At 57.1% G+C, this 21,838-nt stretch carries 16 protein-coding genes and 1 tRNA gene; 12 read left to right on the plus strand and 5 right to left on the minus strand.

What is annotated here, in order from left to right:
- Positions 1–178: 178 nt before the first annotated feature.
- The 6 genes from Z947_RS0116575 to Z947_RS0116600 all read left to right on the plus strand — a co-directional run bounded on the left by Z947_RS0116575 (position 179) and on the right by Z947_RS0116600 (position 8,651).
- Positions 179–2,173: a CocE/NonD family hydrolase gene (locus Z947_RS0116575; RefSeq protein WP_025045407.1), complete on the plus strand. Its 1,995-nt coding sequence runs from the start codon at positions 179–181 to the stop codon at positions 2,171–2,173.
- Between the two features lie 118 nt (positions 2,174–2,291).
- A complete protein-coding gene (locus Z947_RS0116580; protein WP_025045408.1) occupies positions 2,292–3,896 on the plus strand; it encodes an ABC transporter substrate-binding protein in 1,605 nt (534 codons plus the stop codon).
- A 12-nt stretch (positions 3,897–3,908) separates the two neighbouring features.
- Positions 3,909–4,865 carry an ABC transporter permease gene (locus tag Z947_RS0116585; RefSeq protein WP_025045409.1) on the plus strand — a complete coding sequence of 319 codons (957 nt, stop codon included), beginning with the start codon at positions 3,909–3,911 and terminating at the stop codon, positions 4,863–4,865.
- 289 nt (positions 4,866–5,154) lie between these two features.
- Complete coding sequence (locus Z947_RS0116590) at positions 5,155–5,970, plus strand: ABC transporter permease (RefSeq protein WP_025045410.1); 816 nt, start codon at positions 5,155–5,157, stop codon at positions 5,968–5,970.
- A complete protein-coding gene (locus Z947_RS0116595; protein WP_025045411.1) occupies positions 5,970–7,622 on the plus strand; it encodes an ABC transporter ATP-binding protein in 1,653 nt (550 codons plus the stop codon). Before Z947_RS0116590 ends, Z947_RS0116595 begins: the two co-directional genes overlap by 1 nt.
- 192 nt (positions 7,623–7,814) lie before the next feature.
- Positions 7,815–8,651, plus strand: coding sequence for an alkaline phosphatase family protein (locus Z947_RS0116600; protein ID WP_025045412.1), 837 nt, complete (start codon positions 7,815–7,817; stop codon positions 8,649–8,651).
- Between the two features lies 1 nt (position 8,652).
- Here the strand turns inward: Z947_RS0116600 and Z947_RS0116605 are convergent, their stop codons facing one another.
- From Z947_RS0116605 to Z947_RS0116625, 5 genes are all read right to left on the minus strand, one after another.
- Positions 8,653–9,588: an alpha/beta hydrolase gene (locus tag Z947_RS0116605; protein WP_025045413.1), complete on the minus strand. Its 936-nt coding sequence runs from the start codon at positions 9,586–9,588 to the stop codon at positions 8,653–8,655.
- Entirely contained in the window at positions 9,585–11,462 is a 1,878-nt protein-coding gene (locus Z947_RS0116610; RefSeq protein ID WP_025045414.1) for an acyl-CoA synthetase, read from the minus strand. The genes Z947_RS0116605 and Z947_RS0116610 overlap by 4 nt, the downstream gene beginning before the upstream one ends.
- A 201-nt stretch (positions 11,463–11,663) precedes the next feature.
- Positions 11,664–12,095, minus strand: coding sequence for a peptidoglycan-binding protein LysM (gene lysM, locus Z947_RS0116615; protein ID WP_025045415.1), 432 nt, complete (start codon positions 12,093–12,095; stop codon positions 11,664–11,666).
- A 68-nt stretch (positions 12,096–12,163) separates the two neighbouring features.
- On the minus strand, positions 12,164–13,966 hold the full coding sequence (locus Z947_RS0116620; RefSeq protein ID WP_025045416.1) for an ABC transporter transmembrane domain-containing protein: 1,803 nt from the start codon (positions 13,964–13,966) through the stop codon (positions 12,164–12,166).
- A gap of 221 nt (positions 13,967–14,187) precedes the next feature.
- Positions 14,188–14,262 (minus strand) — tRNA-Gly (locus tag Z947_RS0116625).
- A gap of 71 nt (positions 14,263–14,333) precedes the next feature.
- On the opposite strand from Z947_RS0116625, the gene Z947_RS0116630 reads away from it, so the two are divergent.
- From Z947_RS0116630 to brxC, 6 genes are all read left to right on the plus strand, one after another.
- Positions 14,334–15,029: an SDR family NAD(P)-dependent oxidoreductase gene (locus Z947_RS0116630; RefSeq protein WP_025045417.1), complete on the plus strand. Its 696-nt coding sequence runs from the start codon at positions 14,334–14,336 to the stop codon at positions 15,027–15,029.
- 27 nt (positions 15,030–15,056) lie between these two features.
- Positions 15,057–15,746, plus strand: a complete 690-nt coding sequence (locus Z947_RS0116635; protein ID WP_162171876.1) for a UPF0149 family protein — start codon at positions 15,057–15,059, stop codon at positions 15,744–15,746.
- A 429-nt stretch (positions 15,747–16,175) separates the two neighbouring features.
- Entirely contained in the window at positions 16,176–17,036 is an 861-nt protein-coding gene (locus Z947_RS0116645; protein WP_025045419.1) for a WYL domain-containing protein, read from the plus strand.
- Positions 17,029–17,829: a hypothetical protein gene (locus Z947_RS21930; RefSeq protein WP_081781167.1), complete on the plus strand. Its 801-nt coding sequence runs from the start codon at positions 17,029–17,031 to the stop codon at positions 17,827–17,829. Before Z947_RS0116645 ends, Z947_RS21930 begins: the two co-directional genes overlap by 8 nt.
- Positions 17,826–18,377, plus strand: coding sequence for a BREX protein BrxB domain-containing protein (locus Z947_RS0116650; RefSeq protein ID WP_025045420.1), 552 nt, complete (start codon positions 17,826–17,828; stop codon positions 18,375–18,377). The genes Z947_RS21930 and Z947_RS0116650 overlap by 4 nt, the downstream gene beginning before the upstream one ends.
- Positions 18,378–18,391: 14 nt before the next feature.
- On the plus strand, positions 18,392–21,835 hold the full coding sequence (gene brxC / locus Z947_RS0116655) for a BREX system P-loop protein BrxC (RefSeq protein WP_025045421.1): 3,444 nt from the start codon (positions 18,392–18,394) through the stop codon (positions 21,833–21,835).
- Positions 21,836–21,838 lie beyond the last annotated feature (3 nt).

Below are 21,838 nucleotides of genomic sequence, written 5' to 3' on the forward strand. Positions count from 1 at the left end.
TAGGGGAATTTTGGAACGAATCGCTCATTCTACCTATGAGGGTGGCTATTCAACGATGCCTGCTGGAGAATTACCGCGCAAATACTGATACTTTTGCGCTTTACACAAAGGTTGCGCGGGTCAACATTGCAGCAAAGCAACAGTTGACAAAATATCCAACAGGACCAGCCTTTACCCCATGCCAACAACGCCCAACGCCCTGCGCACCCTCACCGAAGATCCCGATTTCGCGATCACCCTGTCCGACGGATGCCGCCTTTCGGCGCGGGTCTGGATGCCCGAAGATGCCGGTGACGATCCTGTGCCGGTGATCCTTGAATACCTGCCCTACCGCAAACGCGACGGCACCTGCGCGCGCGATGCCCTGACCCATCCGTGGTTTGCCGAGCGCGGCTATGCCTGTGTGCGCGTCGACATGCGCGGCAATGGCGACAGCCACGGCGTGATGGAGGACGAATACGCCCCGCAAGAACAGGCCGACGCGGTCGAGGTGATTAATTTTCTGGCCGCGCAACCGTGGTGCAACGGCCGTGTCGGCATGATGGGGATCAGCTGGGGCGGATTTAACGGATTGCAGGTTGCCGCCCTCGCCCCCGAACCGCTCAAGGCTGTCATTACCCTGTGCTCCACCGTCGACCGTTTTGCCGATGACATCCATTACAAGGGCGGCTGCCTGCTGAATGAAAACCTCGGGTGGGGGGCGACCATGTGGTCCTACTCCTCCAAAGCGCCCGATCCTGCGCTGCGCCCCGACTGGCGCGAGATGTGGCTGGAGCGGCTCAAGGCCGAACCGTTCCTGCCGGAAACCTGGCTGCGCCATCAACGCCGCGATGCCTATTGGCGCCACGGTTCGGTCATCGAGGATTACAGCGCGATCAAGGCCAAGGTATTGGCCGTCGGCGGCTGGGGCGACGCCTATAAAAACGCCGTGCCCCAACTGGTCGAAGCGCTGCCGGACGCCAAAGGTATTGTCGGCCCTTGGGTCCATAAATACCCCCATTTCGCTGTGCCCGAACCGCGCATCGGCTTTCTGCAAGAGGCGCTGCGCTGGTGGGACCGCTGGCTCAAGGACGCGGACACAGGCGTTGAAAATGATCCCGATTACCGCGCCTATCTGATGGACGGTGTGCGCCCTGCCCGCTGGTATGCCGAACGCCCCGGCCGCTGGATTGCCGAGGCAAACGGCGCCACCGCGCACCTTGACACGCAGGCGCTACACCTGACCGACACAGGGCTCAGCCCGACAGCCGGACCGCTTACCCAAACCGTCACCTCGCCCGCCCATTGTGGTGCCGAATCCGGTGAATACTGCGCCATTTGGCTTGGCCCCGAAACGCCGGGCGATCAGCGTGGTGATGACGCCCTTTCCACCACCTTTGACAGCGCCCCGCTGGAACAGGACATGGATATCGTCGGCGCACCGCAGATTACCCTGACCCTTGCCAGCGACCAGCCCCAAGCCCAGATTGCTGTGCGCCTTAATCATATCCACCCCGATGGCGCGGCGACACGTATTACCTATGGCGTGCTGAACCTGTCACACCGCACCAGTGCTGCCGATCCAACCCCGATGCCACGCGGCACCGCGCAGGACATCACCTTTAAACTTGATCACATCGCCTACCGCGTGCCCAAGGGGCACCGCCTGCGTGTGTCGATTTCGGATGCCTACTGGCCGCTGCTCTGGCCCTCCCCCACACCAACCAAGCTGTCCCTGTCCGCAGGCCGCATCGACATTCCGCAACGTCCCACCTTTGGCGGCGACGAACATTTCTTCGAACCGCCAACCGCCGCCGAGCCGTGGCAGGTGGACACCCTGCGCCCCGATGCGCATGTGCGCCGGCAGGAAACCGACACGGTCACCGGCACCGTCAGCCTGATCATCGAAGACGACTTTGGCGAGGTGCGCGACAGCGAGCATGGACTTGTCTCAGGCTCGGTCGCGCGCGAAAACTGGTCTATCCACCCGGATGATCCGTTGTCCGCCAAGGGTACATGCCACTGGACCGACACGCTGACACGTGACGATATTGCCCTGCGCACCGAGGCCCGCTGCGAAATGACATCCGATGCAACCCGGTTCCATTTGACCGCGCGCATCGAAGCCTTCGAAAACGACACTTTAATCTACAGCCGCGACGTGGCAAAGAGCATCGCGAGGGATCACTTGTAGCCAGACCGTTACATTACCATGCCTTTTAACGCTTGCGAGAAGGACTGAAATGCTTAACGTTGATTCATCAATCAATAAAACTTGCGCATAAGCGCAGACACCTCACGGGAGATATCCAATGAATAACGAACTGAAACATCTGACGGGCAAAGTTGCCTCCGGCCTGATGACGCGCCGCGAATTTGTCGGCCGTGCCGCAGCACTTGGCGTAACGGCCGCTGTTGCCAATACCATGCTTGCAAACTCTGCCGCAGCAGACGGCCATGCCAAACCGGTACGCGGCGGCATGATGAAAATCGCCTCTTCCGGCGGTGAATCAACCAACACACAGGATCCGGCACTTGTCGCGTCCGAAGCGCCCCTGAACAACATCCGCGCGTGGGGCGAACTGCTGGTCGAAGTCGACGCCAAAGGCGAACTTGACTACCGCATGGCCGAAAGCGTCGAAGCATCCGCCGACGCCAAACAGTGGGTTTTCAAAATCCGCAAAGGCATCCCGTTCTCCAACGGCAAAGATATGACACCGGACGACGTGCTGAAAACAATGCAGCGCCACTCCAACGAAGATGCGAAATCAGGTGCCTTGGGCATCATGAAAGGCATCTCCGAGATGAAGGTCGACGGCGACAACTTCATCGTCAACCTTGACACCCCCAATGCCGACCTTCCCTTCCTGATGGCCGACTATCACCTGATGATCCAGCCCGGTGGCGGCATGGACAATCCGGGGGCCGCAATCGGTACCGGTGCTTACACACTTGAAATCGACGAACCCGGTGTGCGCCATGCCTTCAAACGCCGCGATGACTACTGGGATGCGGACAACCGTGGTTTTGCCGACGAAATCGAACAGCTGGTGCTGAACGATGCGACCGCGCGTACCGCTGCGTTGCAGTCCGGTCAGGTCCACATCATCAACCGCGTTGACCCCAAGGTTGCAGCCCTGCTTGACCGCGCGCCCAACCTGCGTGTTGAATCGGTTGCCGGCCGTGGCCACTATGTCTTTATCGCGCATAAAGACACCGCACCATTCGACAATAACGACGTGATGCTGGCGCTGAAATACGCCATCAACCGCGACGAAATGGTCGACAAAATCCTGCGCGGCTATGGCACCAAGGGCAACGACATGCCGATCAACGCCGCCTACCCGCTGTTTGACGAAACCATCCCGCAGCGCGAGCATTCCATCGAAAAGGCCAAAGAGCATTACGCGAAATCCGGCCACGACGGTTCGCCGATCGTTCTGCGTGTGGCCGACGGTGCCTTCCCCGGCGCGGTCGATGCTGCCGCCCTGTTCCAGCAGTCCGCGCAAGCCGCCGGCATTCCGCTGGAAATCAAGCGCGAGCCTAACGACGGTTACTGGTCCGAAGTCTGGAACGTACAGCCTTTCTGTGCCTCCTACTGGGGCGGCCGTCCGGTGCAGGACCAGATGTATTCGACCGCCTATCTGTCGACCGCAGACTGGAACGACACCCGCTGGAAACGCCCCGAGTTTGACGAGATGCTCAACGCGGCCAAGGCCGAGCTGGACAACGCCAAGCGCAAGGAAATCTATTCCAAAATGGGCCGCATGTTGAACGAAGAAGGCGGTCTGATCCTGCCGATGTTCAACGACTTTGTGAACGGTGTGTCCAACAAAATCGGCGGTTGGGCCAACGACCCGAACGGTCCTGTGATGAACAACAAATCACACATCAAATGCTGGGTGATGGACGCTTAAGGCGGCCTGATCATGCACCCCATCTTAAAACTGATAGCTCAGCGCGTTGCGCTGGGCTTGATGCTCCTCTTCGCAGCATCCATCCTTATTTTCGGCGGCACAATGATGCTGCCCGGCGACGTGGCCCAGCAAATTCTTGGCCAGTCTGCGACCCCCGAAAGCCTCGCCAACCTGCGCGCCGAACTGGGCCTGAACGACCCACCCGTTGCACGCTATTTCCAATGGCTCGGAGGCTTCCTTCAAGGCGATCTTGGCACCGCTTTAACCAACGGGCGCGACATCGCCGAAAGTCTGGGCTCCCGCCTTGGCAACACGCTTTTCCTCGCCTTCTGGGCTGCCGTCATCTCGGTCCCGCTGGCCATCTTCCTTGGTCTGCTGGCCGTTCGCTACAAAGACCGCATTCCCGACAGGCTGATTTCGGCGGTGACCCTCACCACCATTTCAATCCCCGAATTCATGATCGGCTACGTGCTGATCTACTGGATTTCCATCCGCCTTGGCTGGTTCTCTTCTGTCGCCATCATCAATGACAGCATGTCACTGGGCCAGAAACTGAACGCCATCGCCATCCCCGTAATGGTACTGACCCTTGTTGTGCTGGCCCATATGATGCGCATGACCCGCGCGGCCATCCTGAACGTGATGCAATCGGCCTATATCGAAACGGCTGAACTCAAAGGCATGGGGATGCTGAAAATCATCGCCAAACACGCCTTTCCCAACGCCATTGCCCCCATCGTCAACGTGGTCATGATCAACCTCGCCTATCTTGTGGTTGGCGTGGTCGTCGTCGAAGTTGTGTTCGCCTATCCGGGCATGGGGCAATACCTTGTGGATCACGTCGCCAAACGCGATGTGCCGGTGGTGCAGGCCTGCGGCCTGATCTTTGCCGCCGTATACATCGGTCTGAACCTGATTGCCGACATCGTTTCCATTCTCGCCAACCCGCGTTTGAGGCATCCCAAATGACTTTTTCCCCGAAAAAAGGCATTTCGTGCGACCACCGCGTATTTTCCACGAAAATGCGCCGGGAGGCACTCGGTAGCGTTCAACCCCCAAACAGTCGTGACGGCGGGCGGGGCGTTGTTCTGACTGATTTTTCACCGAAAAAATCAATCCGTGCGACCACCGCGTTTTTGCCCTGCAAAAGCGCCGGGAGGCACCCGGTCATTATGGTAAACCAGAAACGGGACGGCGGGCGGGGCGTCTTTGGCGCAGCCCAAAGAGCGCCGTACGACGGCCAAAGCGAGACAATCTCATGAAGAATATCCCAATCTCCGCCATGATCGGCCTCTTCTTCACCGGCCTTTACTTTCTGATGGCCCTGTTTGCCCCTCTCATCGCCCCCTACGGCATGGCCGAAGTTGTGGGCGATGTCTGGGAACCCTCCTCTTCGCAGTTTCTGCTGGGCACCGACAGCATCGGGCGTGACCTGCTGACCCGCCTGATCTACGGCGGGCGTACCACGATCTTTATTGCGACCATGGCGACCATCCTCAGCTTCACATTGGGGTCCGTGCTTGGCTTCTTTGCGGCCGTTTCTGGTGGCTGGGTCGATCAACTGATCTCCCGCTTTATCGACCTTATCATGTCGATCCCCTCGCTGATCTTCGCGCTGGTGGTCCTGTCGGTCATGCCAACCACCACCTTTATCCTGATCCTGCTCATGGGCCTTCTGGACAGCACCCGCGTCTATCGCCTGGCCCGTGCGGTGGCGGTCGATATCACCGTGATGGACTATGTCGAAGCGGCACGTCTGCGTGGCGAAAAAATCGGCTGGATCATCTTTCGCGAAACCCTGCCAAACGCCCTCTCCCCGCTGGTCGCGGAAATGGGCCTGCGCTTTATCTTCGCGGTGCTGTTCATCTCGACCCTGTCGTTCCTTGGCCTTGGCGTACAACCGCCGCTGGCCGATTGGGGCGGCATCGTGAAAGAGAACAAGGAAGGCATCAACTACGGCATTCAAGCAGCCCTTTATCCTGCCTATGCCATCGCCACCCTGTGCATCTCGATCAACCTCGTGGCGGACTGGATCCTGAACCGCACCACATCACTTAAGGGAGGGCGCGGCTAATGTCAGACCCACAGTCCAACACACCCCTGCTCAAAGTGCGTGGCCTTAAAATCGGGGCCACCATCTTCCCCCCCGGTGAACGCCCGCGCCCGATCGAAATCGTGCATGGCGTCGATTTCGACCTAGAGGGCGGCAAAGTGCTGGGCCTGATCGGGGAATCCGGTGCCGGCAAATCCACCATCGGGCTGGCCGCGATGGCCTACGGGCGCGGTGGCGTGGAAATCACCGGCGGTGAGGTGCACGTCAATGGCCGCGACATCCTGCAATCGGGCATCCGCGATGTGCGCCGTTTGCGCGGTGGCGAAGTCACCTATGTCAGCCAATCCGCTGCCGCCTCCTTCAACCCTGCCAAAAAGATCATGGAGCAGGTGACCGAGGCCGCGATTTTCCAAAAGAAATTCACCAAAGCCGAGGCAGAAGCCCGCGCGGTCACCCTGTTTGAAAAACTGGGCCTGCCGGACCCTCAAAATATCGGCGAACGCTACCCCCATCAGGTGTCCGGTGGCCAGCTGCAACGCTGCATGACGGCGCTTGCGCTTTGTCCCGAACCCGATCTGGTGGTCTTTGACGAACCCACCACCGCGCTGGACGTGACCACACAAATCGACGTGCTGGCCGCGATCAAGGAAGCGATCCGCGACACCGGCGTGGCCGCCCTTTACATCACCCACGACCTAGCCGTCGTCGCGCAGGTCTCCGACCACATCATGGTGCTGCAACAGGGGGCGATGGTCGAATACGGCACGACAGACCAGATCATCAACAACCCGCAAGAAGAATACACGCAGGCGCTGGTTTCCGTCCGCTCCATCGCACATGAGGAAAAGACACCAACCGACACGCCTTTGTTGCGCGTACAAAACATCACCGCGCGCTACCGTGGCACCGATTTCGATGTGCTCAAGGATGTGAACGTCGACCTGCACCCGGGCCAGACCCTTGCCATTGTCGGGGAATCCGGTTCCGGCAAATCCACCCTCGCGCGGGTCATCACCGGCCTGTTGCCGCCATCACAAGGCAGCATCACCTTTGACGGGCGCACCCTGTCGCCAGACCTGCCCACCCGCAGCCTCGAAGATCTGCGCGAATTGCAGATGATCTACCAGATGGCCGACACCGCCATGAACCCGCGCCAGACCGTGGGAACGATCATCGGCCGCCCGCTGGAATTCTATTTCGGCCTCAAGGGCAAAGCCAAACAAGCGCGCATTCAGGAACTGCTTGACGAAATCGAACTGGGCGACGGGTTTCAGGATCGCTATCCCGCGGAACTGTCGGGGGGGCAAAAACAACGTGTCTGCATCGCGCGCGCGCTGGCGGCCAAACCCAAGCTGATCATCTGCGACGAAGTTACCTCTGCGCTTGATCCACTCGTCGCGGACGGCATCCTGAAATTGCTGCTCAAGCTGCAAAAGATCGAAGATGTGTCTTACCTGTTCATCACCCACGATCTGGCCACGGTCAAAGCCATCGCCGACAGCATCGCGGTGATGTTTCAAGGACAGGTCGTGCGCTATGGTTCCAAGTCACAGGTGCTGGCACCGCCCTTTGACGATTACACCGATCTGTTGCTGTCCTCTGTCCCCGAAATGAAACTCGGCTGGCTGGAAGAGGTGCTTGCGCATCGCAAAATGGAAAGTGCGGGCAACTGATGCGCCCGCACCGTTAACCCCGCAAAACATGCACCCCCCGGTGTACTGGGGGTGCACGGGGGGTGTACGCGGGGCGACACGGCTTTTTGCCATAAAAAACAGGCGTTAACCCCCGATTCGACGAACGCATGCTCATCTTTCGTTAACCCCCCCGCGCCCGCCACCATATGACCCCCAAACCGGAGCCGCCCCATGGACAACAAACTCCTTCTGATCATTCTCGACGGCGTGCCCTACCGCAATTTCCGCCGCCTGTTCGGCAACCTTGAAGGCTGGGTGGACAGTGGGCAGGCTCGTGTCTGGAAACACCGCGCTGCCCTGCCCTCGACCTCTGCCTCCTGCTACGCCACGATCCACACCGGCGTCACGCCACAGGAACACGGCTGCACCGGCAACGGCAATGTCTTCCGCCTGTCGCACAAGGACGTCTTTGCCCAGACCCGTGCCGCCGGCGGGGTCACAGGGGCCGTCGCCCACTCTTTCTGGTCCGAGTTCTTCAACCGCCATCCCTTTGATTACGTGCGCGATATTGAATACGACGAACCCGACAGCACCAGCATCAACCATGGCCGTTTCCACACCATGACCGGTTACGGGCTGGTCAACCAGATGACCCCCTCAGACGTTGATCTCTTTGCCACGCTGACCAACCTCTGCCTGCGCTACGGGCTGAACTACGGGATGCTGCACACCTGCACCTTGGACAGCATGGGCCACCGCTTTTTCCACGAAAGTCAGGAAATGGACCACGCCTGCCACGTCATGGACGAAATGCTGGCCCCCTTCATCCCCAAATGGCTTGCGGCGGGGTACGAGGTGATCGTAACAGCGGATCACGGTCAGGACGACCGCGGCCATCATGGCGGACGCGGTGCCTTACAACAGGAAACCGCGCTCTACTATTTCGGTCCTGCCAAGGGCCCCGCACCTGATGTTGTGATTGATCAGGTGCAACTTGCCCCGACGATCCTGCACCGCCTCGGCGCAGAACCCGCTAACACCATGAAAGCCAAGAGCTTTCTGAGCTAAATCAATAAGGCCAGTCGCGCCGCCCCAGTGCCGCGACGCCCGTCACAACACGGTCAAAAAACGCCGCCGCCCGCGTGCTCATGTTGCGGGCGCGCAGACAGGCATGGACCATGCCCGCCTCATTGAACCACACGGCCTGCCCGCCCGCATGCAGCAGTGCATCACGGTAGGTTTCGCCGTCACTGGCCAGCGGATCACACGCCGCGCTGACAACGACGGTAGGTGGCAAGCCGCTGAAATCATTGTCCTGAAGCGGTGCAAATCGCGGATCGTTCTCCGGCACATCCGCGCCGCCGGTCCGCACGGTTTTGTAAAACGCGAGATCCGCCATCGTGAGCTGCGGCGCGTTGGCATGGGTCACATAGGACCCCTTGCTTTGATCACCGCCAAGGCCGGGGTAAATCAACACCTGCCCGACAACACGCCCATCTACGCGCCCGCGTGCATGGTGCGCCACGGCGGCCGCAAGGTTGCCCCCCGCACTGTCGCCGCACAGTACTATGTCGCCTCTGCGTTCCTGTGCAATCGCCGCGAACGCCGCCCATGCGTCGTTGAAACAGCGCGGAAAAACCGCCTCCGGTGCCAGCGCGTAATCCACTGAAATTACGTCATAACCGGTACGCGCGCACAGCTCAGCACAGATGTCGTCATGGCTTTCCAGTCCGCCCACCACAAAGCCGCCGCCGTGATAGTAGATCACCGTGGTTCCGCTGTTGCCTGACGTGTACTGGCGGCAGGGCACTGCGCCGAAATCATGGTCCTGCACCGTCACCCCCGCAGGGCGCGGCGCATGGAAAACGCGGCACATGGTGTCATATGCCGCGCGTTGTTCTGCGATGCTCATTTGCACCGCATCCGGCGGATAGGCCGCGTCCAGACGGGCGATATAGGCCCATGTTTCCGCGTCTATCAGCCTGGTATAGTCAGGGTCATTCAAACCGGATCCCAAGGGCGCGTGAACCCGCCCAGCGCTGCATCGACATCGCCGTCAGACGCCCCGTTCATCGCCAACATCGCCACCAGACCCCGCTTTTTGTCGTCGATCACGTGATCCACCCGTGCCGCGACGCCCGCACCGCTTAGCGCTTCGTCATAGACCCGTGTGATCGCATCCTTGCGCAGGTCCGGCTTGAAGATCTTGCCAACCGCCGTCTTGGGCAACTCGTCCATGATCTTGATGTGCTTGGGCTGTGCCGCGCGTTCCTTGACGTGTTCCTTGCAATAGGCAATCAGCTCTTCCGGGGTCACCGAACCACCTTCCACCAATTCAACAAAGGCGCAGGGCAATTCACCCGAATGCGCATCCGGCTGGCCGATCGCACCGGCAAAGCCGACCGCAGGATGGCCCAACAGCGCCTCTTCGATCTCGGCAGGGTCGATGTTGTGCCCACCGCGAATGATCAGGTCCTTCGAGCGGCCCGTGATCCACAGATAGCCATCCGCATCCACACGCCCCAAATCACCGGTGCGCAGATAGCTGCCATCATAATACAGGCCTTTGTTCTTCTCCGCCTCGGTATAGGTGTTATCGACGTAAACCCCTGGATTGGATACACAAATCTCGCCGATCTCGTCCACGCGCGCCTCGATGTCGCCCTCGGCACTGCCTTTGACAATCTTGACGTCCGTATAAGGGAACGGGATGCCGATTGACCCGATTTTCTTTTCGCCGTCCACCGGATTACCCGACACCAGACAGGTGGCTTCGGTCATGCCGTAACCTTCCACAATGGTCATGCCCGTGGTCTTTTCAAACCGGCGGAACAGCTCCAACGGCAAAGGGGCAGATCCCGAAAAGGCGGTTTTCACACTGGAGATATCCGCATCAACCGGCACCTGCATGGTCGCGGCCAATGCCGTCGGCACCGAAACCACAAAGGTCACCTTATACCGCTCAACCAGCTTCCAGATATTGGTGAACACCCCCTCGCCGCGATACCCTTGCGGCGTCGGGAATACCACATGCGCGCCAGAGGCAACGGCCCCCATCAGCATCACCTGACACGCCATCACATGGAACAGCGGCAGCGGACACAGCATGACATCCTCGGCAGACAACAGCGTTTTCGCACCGACCCAGCCGTTATAGATCGCACCGGAGTACAGATGCTGCGCGACCTTGGGCATGCCCGTCGTGCCACCTGTGTGGAAATAGAAGGCAACGCGGTCTTCCTGCACATCCTCGAACGTCAGCGTCGTCGGCTGCTTGTCGATTTCCGCATTGAAGTTCAGATACTTCGCATGGTTCTCCACCTTGCCCTTGGGGCGGATCAACGGAACAATCCATGACTTTGGCGGCGTCAGATAACGCACCAGATCAACTTCAAGTACCGTGTGAACGCCGGGGGCCATTTTGACCGCCTCAGCCGTCTTTTCCGCCACATCCGTTTTAGGGAACGGCCGCAGGGTCACCACAATCGAGGCCCCCGTTTCGCGCAGGATCGATGCGATCTGTTCAGGGTCCAGCAACGGGTTGATCGGCTGTGCAATGCCAGCCACCGCGCCCCCCAAAAGGGTCAGCACCGTTTCATTACAATTGGGCAGCACATAGGCCACCACATCTTTGGGCCCGATGCCAAGACCGCGCAGCATATTCGCCGTCTGGGTTACCTTGGCGTGCAACTGCGTCCAGGTAAACGTCTCGGACTTGTCCTTCGGCCCGGACAGAATCTGAAAAGAAATCGCCTTGTGATTGGGAAATTTCTGTGTGGTTTCGCTGAGTTGTCCATAAAGTGTCGTGGGCACGTCGCGTTCGGCCCATGGCATCTCTGCGACAATCGCATTGCGGTCTTTCATCCCGGCGTATGGCATCGCCTATCCTCCCTTAGCGGCCAATTTTACGGCCTTTGTTATTTATCGAGGGAGGATGCGGTGGAATCGGGATTTCCGCAAGTATCGCCAGCTGCAAAACGCCGCGTCATTTGGGATAAAACCAACAAAAAGGGCGGCCGCACCTAATGTGCCGCCGCCCTGCTTTGCCTTTACAGCTTGCGGGTCATCCCCGCGTGCCGGTTACGCCGTTGGAATGCGCAGAACCTGACCGGGGTAAATTTTGTCAGGATGGCTGAGCATCGGCTTGTTGGCTTCGAAAATTTCGGGATAGCGTGACGCTTTGCCCAACGTCTTCTGCGCGATTGCAGACAGGGTATCGCCCTTTTCAACCGTGTGGAACGTCGGCTCGCCTTCGCCACCAGCGATCTGGTCATCCACAGCGGACACGCCTTCGACGTTGCCCACGGCCAAAATGACTTTCTCTTTCATTTCCTGGCTGACGGCATTGCCGCTGACTTTGACCTGATCGCCTTCAACGGTGATCTCAAGGCCTTCGGAATCCAGACCAAGGTCTTTCAACTCGTCCTGCAGTGCCGCGCCGGAAACTTCGGCATCGTCGTCACCGCCAAAAACCTTCTTACCGGCACCTTTAACAAAACTCCACAAACCCATTTCGGATCTCCCTATTTATATGTTCTACGCCAGTATGACTTGTTTTCCGACGCAGGTAAAAGGGGGAATTACGGGGCCTGCATGCCATCGGTGAATTGCAGCCGTGCCAGCCGCGCATAAAGCCCGCCCTTGGCCACCAGCTCGTCATGGGTGCCCGTCGCCACCACCTGCCCCTTGTCCAGAACAACGATGCGATCGGCCTTTTTCACTGTGGCCAGACGGTGCGCCACAATCAACGTCGTGCGGTTCTGGCTCAGAATGTCCACGGCTTCTTGCACCGCACGTTCGCTCTCGGCATCTAGCGCACTGGTGGCTTCGTCCAGCAGCAACACGGGCGCGTCGCGCAGGATGGCGCGGGCAATTGCGATGCGTTGTTTCTGTCCGCCTGACAACATCACGCCACGCTCGCCCAGATAACTGTCATAGCCTTCCGGCAGCGCGGTGATGAACTCATGCGCGGCCGCGGCCTGTGCGGCCCCCTCCACTTCGGCGTCGCTTGCATCGGGGCGGCCAAACCGGATGTTCTCCGCAGCGGTCGCCGCAAAGATGATCGGGTCTTGCGGGACCAGCGCGATGGCGGCGCGGAATTCCGCGCGGGTCAGGTCGCGCAGATCGACACCATCCAGTGTGACACGGCCTGACTGTGGATCATAAAAGCGCAACAGCAACTGGATGATCGTGGTCTTGCCCGCACCGGAGGGCCCGACAAAAGCAACGGTTTCGCCCGGCTTGATATCCAGCGTGACCCCTTCAAGGGCAACAACATCAGGGCGTGCGGGATAGGTGAATTGCACGGCTTCAAAACCGATTTCGCCGCGCACCGGCTGGGGCAAGCGTTGGCCCGCTTCGGGATCCAGCACCGTATCATCGGTCTGCAACAATTCGACCAGCCGTTCGGTCGCACCGGCGGCGCGTTGCAACTCGCTCCAGATTTCGGACAGGGCAGCAACCGCGCCCGACACCATGACCGCATAAATTACGAATTGTACCAGCGAACCGGCCGTCATGTCACCGCCGCGCACGTCGCGCGCGCCAATCCACAACACGCCAACAACACCGGAAAAGACCAGAAAAATCACGATCACAGTCATATACGCGCGGATCTTGATGCGCTCTTTGGCCTTGTCGAAAGACGCCTCTGTGATGGTCGCGAACTGCTCCCGGCTGGCGGTTTCGTGGCTAAACGCCTGTACCGTCTGCACGGCAGACAGGCTTTCGGAGGCGTTGCCCGAGGACGCCGCGATCCAGTCCTGTGTTTCGCGGCTCAGCTTGCGCATCCGTCGCCCCAGGGTCAGGATCGGCACCACCACGGCAGGAACGATCAACAATACCAACCCCGCCAGCTTGGCCGAGGTAAGCAGCATCAGCCCCAGCCCGCCGATGAAGATCAGCAGATTACGCAGGGCGATAGAAACGGACGACCCGATGACCGACTGAATCAAAGTGGTGTCTGTTGTGATCCGGCTTAGGACTTCGCCGGTCAGAATGCGTTCGTAAAATGCGGGGCTCATGCCGATCACACGGTCGAACACCGCCATGCGAATATCCGCCACCACCCTTTCGCCAAGCCGTGTCACCAGCGCAAAGCGCAACGCGGTGCCCAGCGCCAACAGACCGGCCACAGCCAGAGCCGCAAGAAAATACTGATCCAACAGATGCACATCGGCAGTATCGAAATTGTCGACCACCCTGCGCACAGCAAGCGGCATCGCCAGCGACACCATGGCCGTCGAGAACAGTGCGATACCAGCGGCAAGCATCAGCCAGCGATAAGGCATCATGAAGGGTAACAACGCCCGTAAAGATCCAAACCGGCGCGATTTTTCGCGTTCAACGTTGCCATTGGGGGCGGGATGCGGCGCAGCTGCCATCGGATTTCCTTTATCGCGTTCACGCCTGATGGCGCGGCTGGCCGTCAGCGTCAAGCGTCGCGGATGTCACAGGCAGGAATTATCTGGAGCGGGCGGAGGGAATCGAACCCTCATCTTCAGTTTGGAAAGCTGGTATCCAAATCCTAATTAATCACCTAACTTCAAATGGTTAACTTTACACCATATGTGCTTTAGTAGGTGATGTGTCGGAAACGAATTTCTGGAGCGGGCGGAGGGAATCGAACCCTCATCTTCAGTTTGGAAAACTGAGGTCTTAACCATTACACAACGCCCGCTCAGCGTGGTATGTCGTATTTCATGCTCGTTCAGAGGTCAAGCATCTGTTGGAAAAAGGGAGAGAAATTCGATGAGTAAACCGATTGCTGTGATCATAGGCGTAGGGGACGGGCTGTCCGCGGCTTTGGCGCGGAACCTTATGGCGGATTACTCTTTGACGCTGGCCGCACGCAGCGCGGACAAAATGCGGTCTCTGGCCGACGAAACCGGCGCACGCACGGTTCTGTTGGATGCGACGGATGAGAGCGCTGTTACGGCCCTGTTCGATGATCTGCCCGAAGCGCCCAGGGTCGCCATCTACAACCCTTCTGCGCGTGTGCGTGGACCGATCACCGACCTGTCTGCCGAGGACGTGCGCCGGGCTGTCGATGTGACAGCGATAGGGTCCTTCCTGACAGGCAAGCATGCCGCAAGACGCATGCTGGAGGCGGAGGCCATTGATGGCACGAAGGGCACCATCTTGTTCACCGGTGCGTCAGCCGGAGTTAAAGGCTTCCCACAGTCCGCCCCCTTTGCCATGGGCAAGTTCGCTCAACGCGGCCTTGCGCAGAGCATGGCGCGGGAACTGCATCCCAAAGGAATTCACGTGGCCTGGATCAATATCGACGGCGGCATCCTCAATCCCGGCCGGACCGAGCCAGAGGGCAAACCCGGCTCCATGCTGCGACCGGAGGCCATTGCCCGCACCTATCGTCATATGATTGAGCAAGACCGCAGCGCCTGGTCAAACGAAATCGCCGTGCGCCCCTGGGTCGAGACATTCTAGAGGGTTTGCAGCTACTGGACTGATATGATGCTAAGCGATGATCAACTTGACCAACTAGATGTGCTGCTGCTGTCCCATACTGATGAGGACGGCATGCTCCTCAGCGAGTTTGACGGCTTCTGCGCTGGCCTGATTGTGTGTCCGGAGATGGTTTTGCCCCGCGAGTGGTTGCCCTGCGTCTGGGGAAACAGTCCTGAGCACCTCGAGACTCTTGAGGGCGTGCAGGCCACGATGGACCTCATCATGCGGCACTACAACGACGTTGCGCTTTCCCTGACCCCGCCTGCACTGGAATACGGCCCGCTTTATGATGAGGACAGACGGACGGGGGAGATCCTCTGGGGGTCCTGGTGTTGTGGGTTTGAGCGCGCGATGCGACTGCGTCCGAATACTTGGGAACGTATCGTTGAAAGCGACGACGAAGAAGCCGCCTCCTCCGTCAATATGATGCTTGCTCTCTGCAACATCGCCGAAGGTCAGAGCGATCTGCCCAAAGCTTCGATCAGAACACTGAAAGACCAGGCCCCCGACCTCATCCCGAACCTGGTACTGGCGATCAACGACTGGACAAAATCTGGCCGGCCAGATGCCCCCTTCCCTGCATGGTCCGCGGCAAATCAAACCCATGAACCGTTTAAGGGAAAGAAAGTCGGCAGAAACGCCACTTGCCCCTGCGGCTCAGGCCGCAAATACAAACAATGCTGTGGGGCCAACTGAACGTACTAGCTCTAGGTGTTCAAGTTGTTGGTCTCGAACCTAAGCTTGGGGTTCATTTTGTTTTTGGACCACGTCTCTGCCAACGACTGCAGCATATCACAGGAGCCAAAAATCGGCACCAGTTTCGCGATACGCTTTGTGAATGCCAAGAGCGGCAAGGCTAAAATTGCGGCCTTCATCGATGCAACGCAACTCGGCGGACCCGCACGTTTCAGAACAATTCAATTCCGCGGCAATGCAGCAAGATTTTCCCGAAGCGGCCGTTAGTCCTGGGGCAAGCCTTCGATCTGATCCGCATTGAATACGTGATACCCTCTATAAAGCTGCAATGCCAACGCACTGACAGCATTCAACTTTATCTCGATCAGTAACCTACGTATATGGTTCTTAAATGTAGACCCATCCCTTAGGTTGAATTAATCTAAGTACATGACAGACGAATCGAACAAGCTCTCACGTTGGCAACAGGATAGACGTGCACTCATAGAGCACAGAGTGTTTTGGCGCGGGCGCTTTGGCCTGGCAGACCTGATGGACGTAATGGGCCTAAGTCGCGCTCAAGCCTCAAAAGATCTCAACAGCTACATCAGCGACCATCCCGATCATATCGTCTACGACAAAACGGCCAAAACCTACATACTCGGCCCCAAGTTCGCAGCACACTACGCCGCGCTTGATCCTTCAGAGTATCTCGATGACCTTTTGTCTATTTCGCGAGGTGGTTCAGTAACTGCTGCGGATTGGATTGTTTATCAGCCCGAAATTTTGGCAACCGCTGTCCCAGGTCGAGGAATAAGTGCACCCACGCTGCGCAATGTTCTGCTCGCTTGCGAGCAGCGTAAGGCGCTTGAGATCAGCTACCAGTCGATGTCCTCACCAGACCCAACAGACCGGACTATCGTACCCCACGCGCTCGCGCATGACGGGTTTCGCTGGCATGCACGAGCTCTTTGCCTGAGGGACCAAACCTTTAAGGATTTCGTCATCGGTCGGATTTTGAAAAGCTCGGTGAAAGACGCTTGCGACATCGATCCTCAAGCCGACCGAGACTGGCAAGAAACGATCACACTCAAAATCGCGCCGCATCCAGGTCTTTCAGACAATCAACGCAAAATCGTCGAACTCGACTATGCTATGAGTGACGGATTAGCTGAACTGCAAGTGCGAAAATGCCTTGTTTTTTATAACCTTAAGAGACTAGGACTTGACGTCAATTCTGAATTACGACGTCCAAACGATCAACAAATCATTCTTATCAATAGGGAAAGCCTAGGTATATCCAATGAATAACTATGCCACTCAATCCCTAAAAACGGAAAAACTCCGGAACTTCGGTTTCAGTGGGGAAAAAGGCGGAGCGCATGCTTCCCGCACGATTATGCTAGATGAGCTTCAACGGCTATTCTCTGCAATTCAGCACTCCGATGCTGAACGCGAACAATACCGCTCCGTGATTATTGAGGAAAACGCGCTAGGAAAGCGGTCCTCTAAAACAAGATCTCTCACGTATAGGCATCTTGTCGATCTTTACGGGCTCGATCCGAATATTTTGATCTTTCGTGGACTGCGATATTTTTGGGATCGCGATCCGGAAGGTCAGGCGCTTCTCGCTTTTTTGTGCGCTTTCGCTCGTGACGGATTATTGAGATCATCTGCTCCCTTTATCACTTCGACGCCTGAAGAGGTGACGGTGTCACGGGAGGCAATGGAAGCGCACATAGAGGCGTTGTTTCCCGATCGTTTCAGCCCCGCGACGCTCAAATCCACAGCCCAAAACTTGAACTCTTCATGGACAAAAGCAGGGCATCTATCTGGGCGAGCTGTTAAAATCCGTTCCCGAGCTCAACCAACACCCGGAAACGCAGCGTATGCTGTCTTCTTAGGACACTTGGCAGGACTCAGAGGGCTTTCGATTTTTAGTAGCCCATACGCAAAACTACTAGACTGCAGTGCCGAACGATCACTCGAATTGGCACAACAAGCGGGTCAAAAAGGGTGGCTGAGTATCAACCATATTGGCGACGTGGTTGAAGTTTCATTTCCAAATCTACTGCCACGGACTGACCGAGAGTGGTTGCAATGAGCCGAGTCAAACGCCTCGTGAAAACCTACGCTCAGTTCATCTCTATACCATGGCGAGATGACGCCGCTGCGGCGCAGCGGGTGGTTTTTTGCGTCTACCATGAGACTGAGGAGCGAGCACTTAGAACCAAAATAGATGAGTTTGAATTGGCATCCAGACAAGCTGGACACGATTGGTGCCTTCACGACCTGACAGACACATTCGCAGAGTGGTTGGCATCACAGCGATATGCAAAATCATATTTCGAAAATCCAAGCCTGTTGGCGACAATATATCCAAGATACTTAGAGCATCTGGCCTTGGATTTTGAGCGCCGCACCTCTGAATTGGAATCGCCCCACAATAGTGTAATTGCTATTTCTGGCGTCGGCAGTTTGTTTGGGTTTCTCAAAGTCAAAGATGTAGTGGATCGCCTGGCCCCAATGGTTTCGGGTAGACTCGTGATTTTCTTCCCAGGCAGTTACGAAGACAATAACTACCGGCTTCTCGACGGCTATGATGGCTGGAATTACCTGGCCGTTCCGATAACAGCCGACAAAATATTTTAAGAAAGAGACCCCAAATGGAACTTCGCTCGCTCTACCGGCAAGACCCAACCGCCCGAAAACTCGTCAACGAGGGTGTCGCAAACGTGAATGATGGCACGTCGTCACTTGCGAGGGACGTGCTGCGGTATGAGCTCGAGACTTTTGTATGTGACGGACAGTATGGCTCCGGCATGGCGCATATCCTTGACACCTATTTGAGAAACATTGAACAGGCGCAGCAGCCTGCTGTTTGGGTCAGCGGCTTCTTCGGGTCTGGTAAATCCCACATGGTGAAGATGCTCCGCGCACTTTGGTTAGACACCACTTTTGAAGACGGTGCGACAGCGCGAGGCATAGCAGACCTGCCCCAAGACGTTCGCGACCACCTAAAGGAACTAACGGTTCAATCTCGTCGATTTGGCGGCCTTCATGCAGCCTCGGGAACGCTCGGTGCTGGTGCCAGCGGTAGCGTTCGCCTTGCCCTGCTTGGAGTTGTGTTTAGATCAGTCGGGTTGCCAGAACAATATCCTCTCGCTCGGTTCGTAATGTGGTTGCGGAAAGAGGGAATAGAGAAACAGGTTCATGCTCACGTAGAAGCCAGTGGGTATGACTGGGATGAAGAACTGGCTAATTTCTATGTGGCGGAAGGTCTCCATGCGGCCCTAATCGAAGCAAAACCACAGCTTTTTTCCTCGTCCAGTTCTATGGTTGACGCTCTTCAAAACACTTATCCGAATGTTCAGGACGTCTCCAATCAGGAAATGATATCCGCTATTCGGGCAGCGATTTCACGCGAAAACAAACTCCCTCTTACGTTGATCGTACTCGACGAAGTTCAGCAGTTTATCGGCACCAGCGGCGATCGAGCTATCGAAGTTCAAGAAATGGTCGAAGCAGTCGTAAAAGACGAAAGCCTCGGCGGTAAGCTCACTTTTGTCGGAACTGGTCAAACTGCGGTCACTGGCACGCCCACCCTTGCAAAGCTTCAGGGTCGCTTCACTATTCGCATCGAGCTTTCAGATACGGACGTAGATGCAGTGGTGAGGCAAGTTATACTTGCCAAGAATGCTGAATCCAAACCCAATATCGAGGCCATGATGCAAGAGAATATTGGTGAGATATCAAGGCATTTGAGTGGAACCAACATTGGCCATCGGCAAGATGACGTCGCTTTCTTTACGCAGGACTACCCCATCCTTCCGGTTCGTCGGCGCTTCTGGGAGGCCGCCAATCGAGTTCTGGATGCGTCGGGTACCGATAGTCAGCTTCGTAACCAACTGAGCCTTATTCATAAGGCGATAAGAGAAAGTGCCGATCAAAAGATTGGGTTCGCGGTCCCAGCAGATTTCCTCTATTTTGACGGTGCAGATAAACTCTTGCAGGCCAGAATTCTGCCGCGAAAGCTGCATGAAAAGACGATGTCTTGGATACATGGAAGTGACGAACAAAAATTAACCGCTCGCGCCTGTGGTATCGTCTTTCTGATAAACAAAATCACAAACAGCAATTCTGAAATTGGTATCAAGGCGACGATTGACACAATTGCGGATTTGCTAGTCAACGACCTTTCAACAGGATCATCTGGGCTTCGGAGCAAGCTACCCAAGCTTCTCGACGCATGCGATCTCATCATGCGTGTTGGCGATGAGTATCGAATACAGACAGAAGAAAGCTCGGCTTGGAACGACGAGTTCCTTGGTCAGAAGGCTACCCTGGCGAACCAATCGCATCGTATCGAAGCAGAACGGGATGACCTTATTCGAAAGAAATTTGGTGCGCTCGTTGGGCGTGTATCGTTGCTTCAAGGCCTCTCCAAAGTGACCCGTGAGGTTAGCGCAATTTTCGATCCGACGCTTCCGACTGATGAAAGTAAGCGGGTTTATGTATGGATCCGTGACGGCTGGGCAACTGACGATAATTCCGTACGCGCAGACGCTCGTCAAGCTGGCAATCAATCCCCTACAGTATTTGTCTTTATCCCACGGCGCTCTGCTGATGATCTGCGAAACAATATCCTCGAATTTAAGGCTGCGAGTGCAACTCTCGATAAGCGTGGCGCTCCAGATACCCCTGAAGGTAAGGAAGCACGCGGCGCGATGGAGACCATCCGTCAGGTTGCTGATGCAAAAATCAACGAGTTGATACTGGAAGCCATGTCCCGCGCGCGCGTATTTCAGGGAGGGGGCAACGAATTGACCGGGAATGGCCTACAGGCAACCGTTACCGATGGGGCTGAAAACTCGCTCACCAGGCTCTACCCGCAGTTTGCAGTCGCGGACAACATAGGCTGGTCGAAAGTATATGATAATGCTCACAAGGGAGCGCCGGACGCTTTGAAAGCGGTCGGTCACGAAGGGGAACCCGAAAAGAACGCAGTTTGCAAAGCCGTTTTATCTATCATCGCCGGTGGAAAGAAAGGAACGGACATCCGTGATCATTTTGAGGGTCCGCCGTTTGGCTGGTCGCGCGATGCGGTCGATGGCGCACTGCTCGCACTTCTTGTGTCCGGATTGATCAGAGCAGAGGACGAACAGCACCGCGCTTGTAATGCGAAGACGTTGGAACGTAAATCGATTGGCAAGGCGACATTCATCGTCGAGGCCACGACCATCTCAACTCCGCAGCGCATTCAAATTCGAAAGGTACTTCAGAAGGGCGGCCTTGCCGCGAAACAGGGTGAGGAACTTTCGTCGATTCCGCAGTTTGTTCAAAACATCACGGATGTCGCCAGACGCGCGGGGGGCGAAGCTCCAAAGCCGAAGACCCCCGACCTGTCATTGGTCGATGATATTAGGCGAGCCTCCGGCAACGAACAGCTCTTGTCCATCTACAACAGCAGGGACGAGCTTACATCCTTTATTGATGCCTGGACCCTACAGGCAAAGGAAATCGACGCTCGCTGGCAGAGCTGGGAGACCCTGCAACGCCTTGCGGAAAGGGCCAACGGCCTGCCTGATTCTGATGTGTTGCGGACGCAGGTTCAAGCGATCGAGGATCAACGTCAATTGCTGGCAGATCCTGATCCAATGAAGCCGCTGGTCGCGAGTTTCACGCAAATGCTTCGTGACGAACTCAATCGTCTCGTAGCGGCTTACAAACAGCAGCACGAGGCTGGAATGGCCAAACTAAAGGCTGACGATAACTGGCAGAAGCTTCAGCCTGATCAACGTAACCGCCTTCTCGCCGAACAGAAACTGACCAACAGTGACATGCCGGAAGTGAAGGTCGGCAGCGGTGCGGAGGTCCTTCAGACGCTGCAGACTTTGACCTTGTCCGCGTTCGAAGACCGCGTGAAATCACTTTCATCCCGCTTCAATGAGGTTCAGTCGCAAGCGGCTGAAATGATGGAGCCGACGGCCAAGACCATCCATCTGCCCAGTCGGACGCTGAAGTCCGAGGCAGACCTCGAAGCCTGGCTCGATGAAACCCGCAAAAACCTTGCAGTAGCCCTTGCTCAGGGCCCCGTGATTATTCGATAGGAC

This window comes from Sulfitobacter geojensis, assembly GCF_000622325.1.
GTDB classification, from domain to species: Bacteria; Pseudomonadota; Alphaproteobacteria; order Rhodobacterales; family Rhodobacteraceae; genus Sulfitobacter; species Sulfitobacter geojensis.

Bases quoted from the DNA above. Each gene is read 5' to 3' on its own strand.
- Z947_RS0116630 (WP_025045417.1), top strand. From the start codon at position 14,334: ATGAGTAAACCGATTGCTGTGATCATAGGCGTAGGGGACGGGCTGTCC.
- brxC (WP_025045421.1), top strand. From the start codon at position 18,392: ATGGAACTTCGCTCGCTCTACCGGCAAGACCCAACCGCCCGAAAACTC.
- Z947_RS0116600 (WP_025045412.1), top strand. From the start codon at position 7,815: ATGGACAACAAACTCCTTCTGATCATTCTCGACGGCGTGCCCTACCGC.
- Z947_RS0116650 (WP_025045420.1), top strand. From the start codon at position 17,826: ATGAGCCGAGTCAAACGCCTCGTGAAAACCTACGCTCAGTTCATCTCT.
- Z947_RS21930 (WP_081781167.1), top strand. From the start codon at position 17,029: ATGAATAACTATGCCACTCAATCCCTAAAAACGGAAAAACTCCGGAAC.
- Z947_RS0116620 (WP_025045416.1), bottom strand. From the start codon at position 13,966: ATGGCAGCTGCGCCGCATCCCGCCCCCAATGGCAACGTTGAACGCGAA.
- Z947_RS0116590 (WP_025045410.1), top strand. From the start codon at position 5,155: ATGAAGAATATCCCAATCTCCGCCATGATCGGCCTCTTCTTCACCGGC.
- Z947_RS0116580 (WP_025045408.1), top strand. From the start codon at position 2,292: ATGAATAACGAACTGAAACATCTGACGGGCAAAGTTGCCTCCGGCCTG.
- lysM (WP_025045415.1), bottom strand. From the start codon at position 12,095: ATGGGTTTGTGGAGTTTTGTTAAAGGTGCCGGTAAGAAGGTTTTTGGC.
- Z947_RS0116585 (WP_025045409.1), top strand. From the start codon at position 3,909: ATGCACCCCATCTTAAAACTGATAGCTCAGCGCGTTGCGCTGGGCTTG.
- Z947_RS0116575 (WP_025045407.1), top strand. From the start codon at position 179: ATGCCAACAACGCCCAACGCCCTGCGCACCCTCACCGAAGATCCCGAT.
- Z947_RS0116610 (WP_025045414.1), bottom strand. From the start codon at position 11,462: ATGCCATACGCCGGGATGAAAGACCGCAATGCGATTGTCGCAGAGATG.
- Z947_RS0116595 (WP_025045411.1), top strand. From the start codon at position 5,970: ATGTCAGACCCACAGTCCAACACACCCCTGCTCAAAGTGCGTGGCCTT.
- Z947_RS0116645 (WP_025045419.1), top strand. From the start codon at position 16,176: ATGACAGACGAATCGAACAAGCTCTCACGTTGGCAACAGGATAGACGT.
- Z947_RS0116635 (WP_162171876.1), top strand. From the start codon at position 15,057: ATGCTAAGCGATGATCAACTTGACCAACTAGATGTGCTGCTGCTGTCC.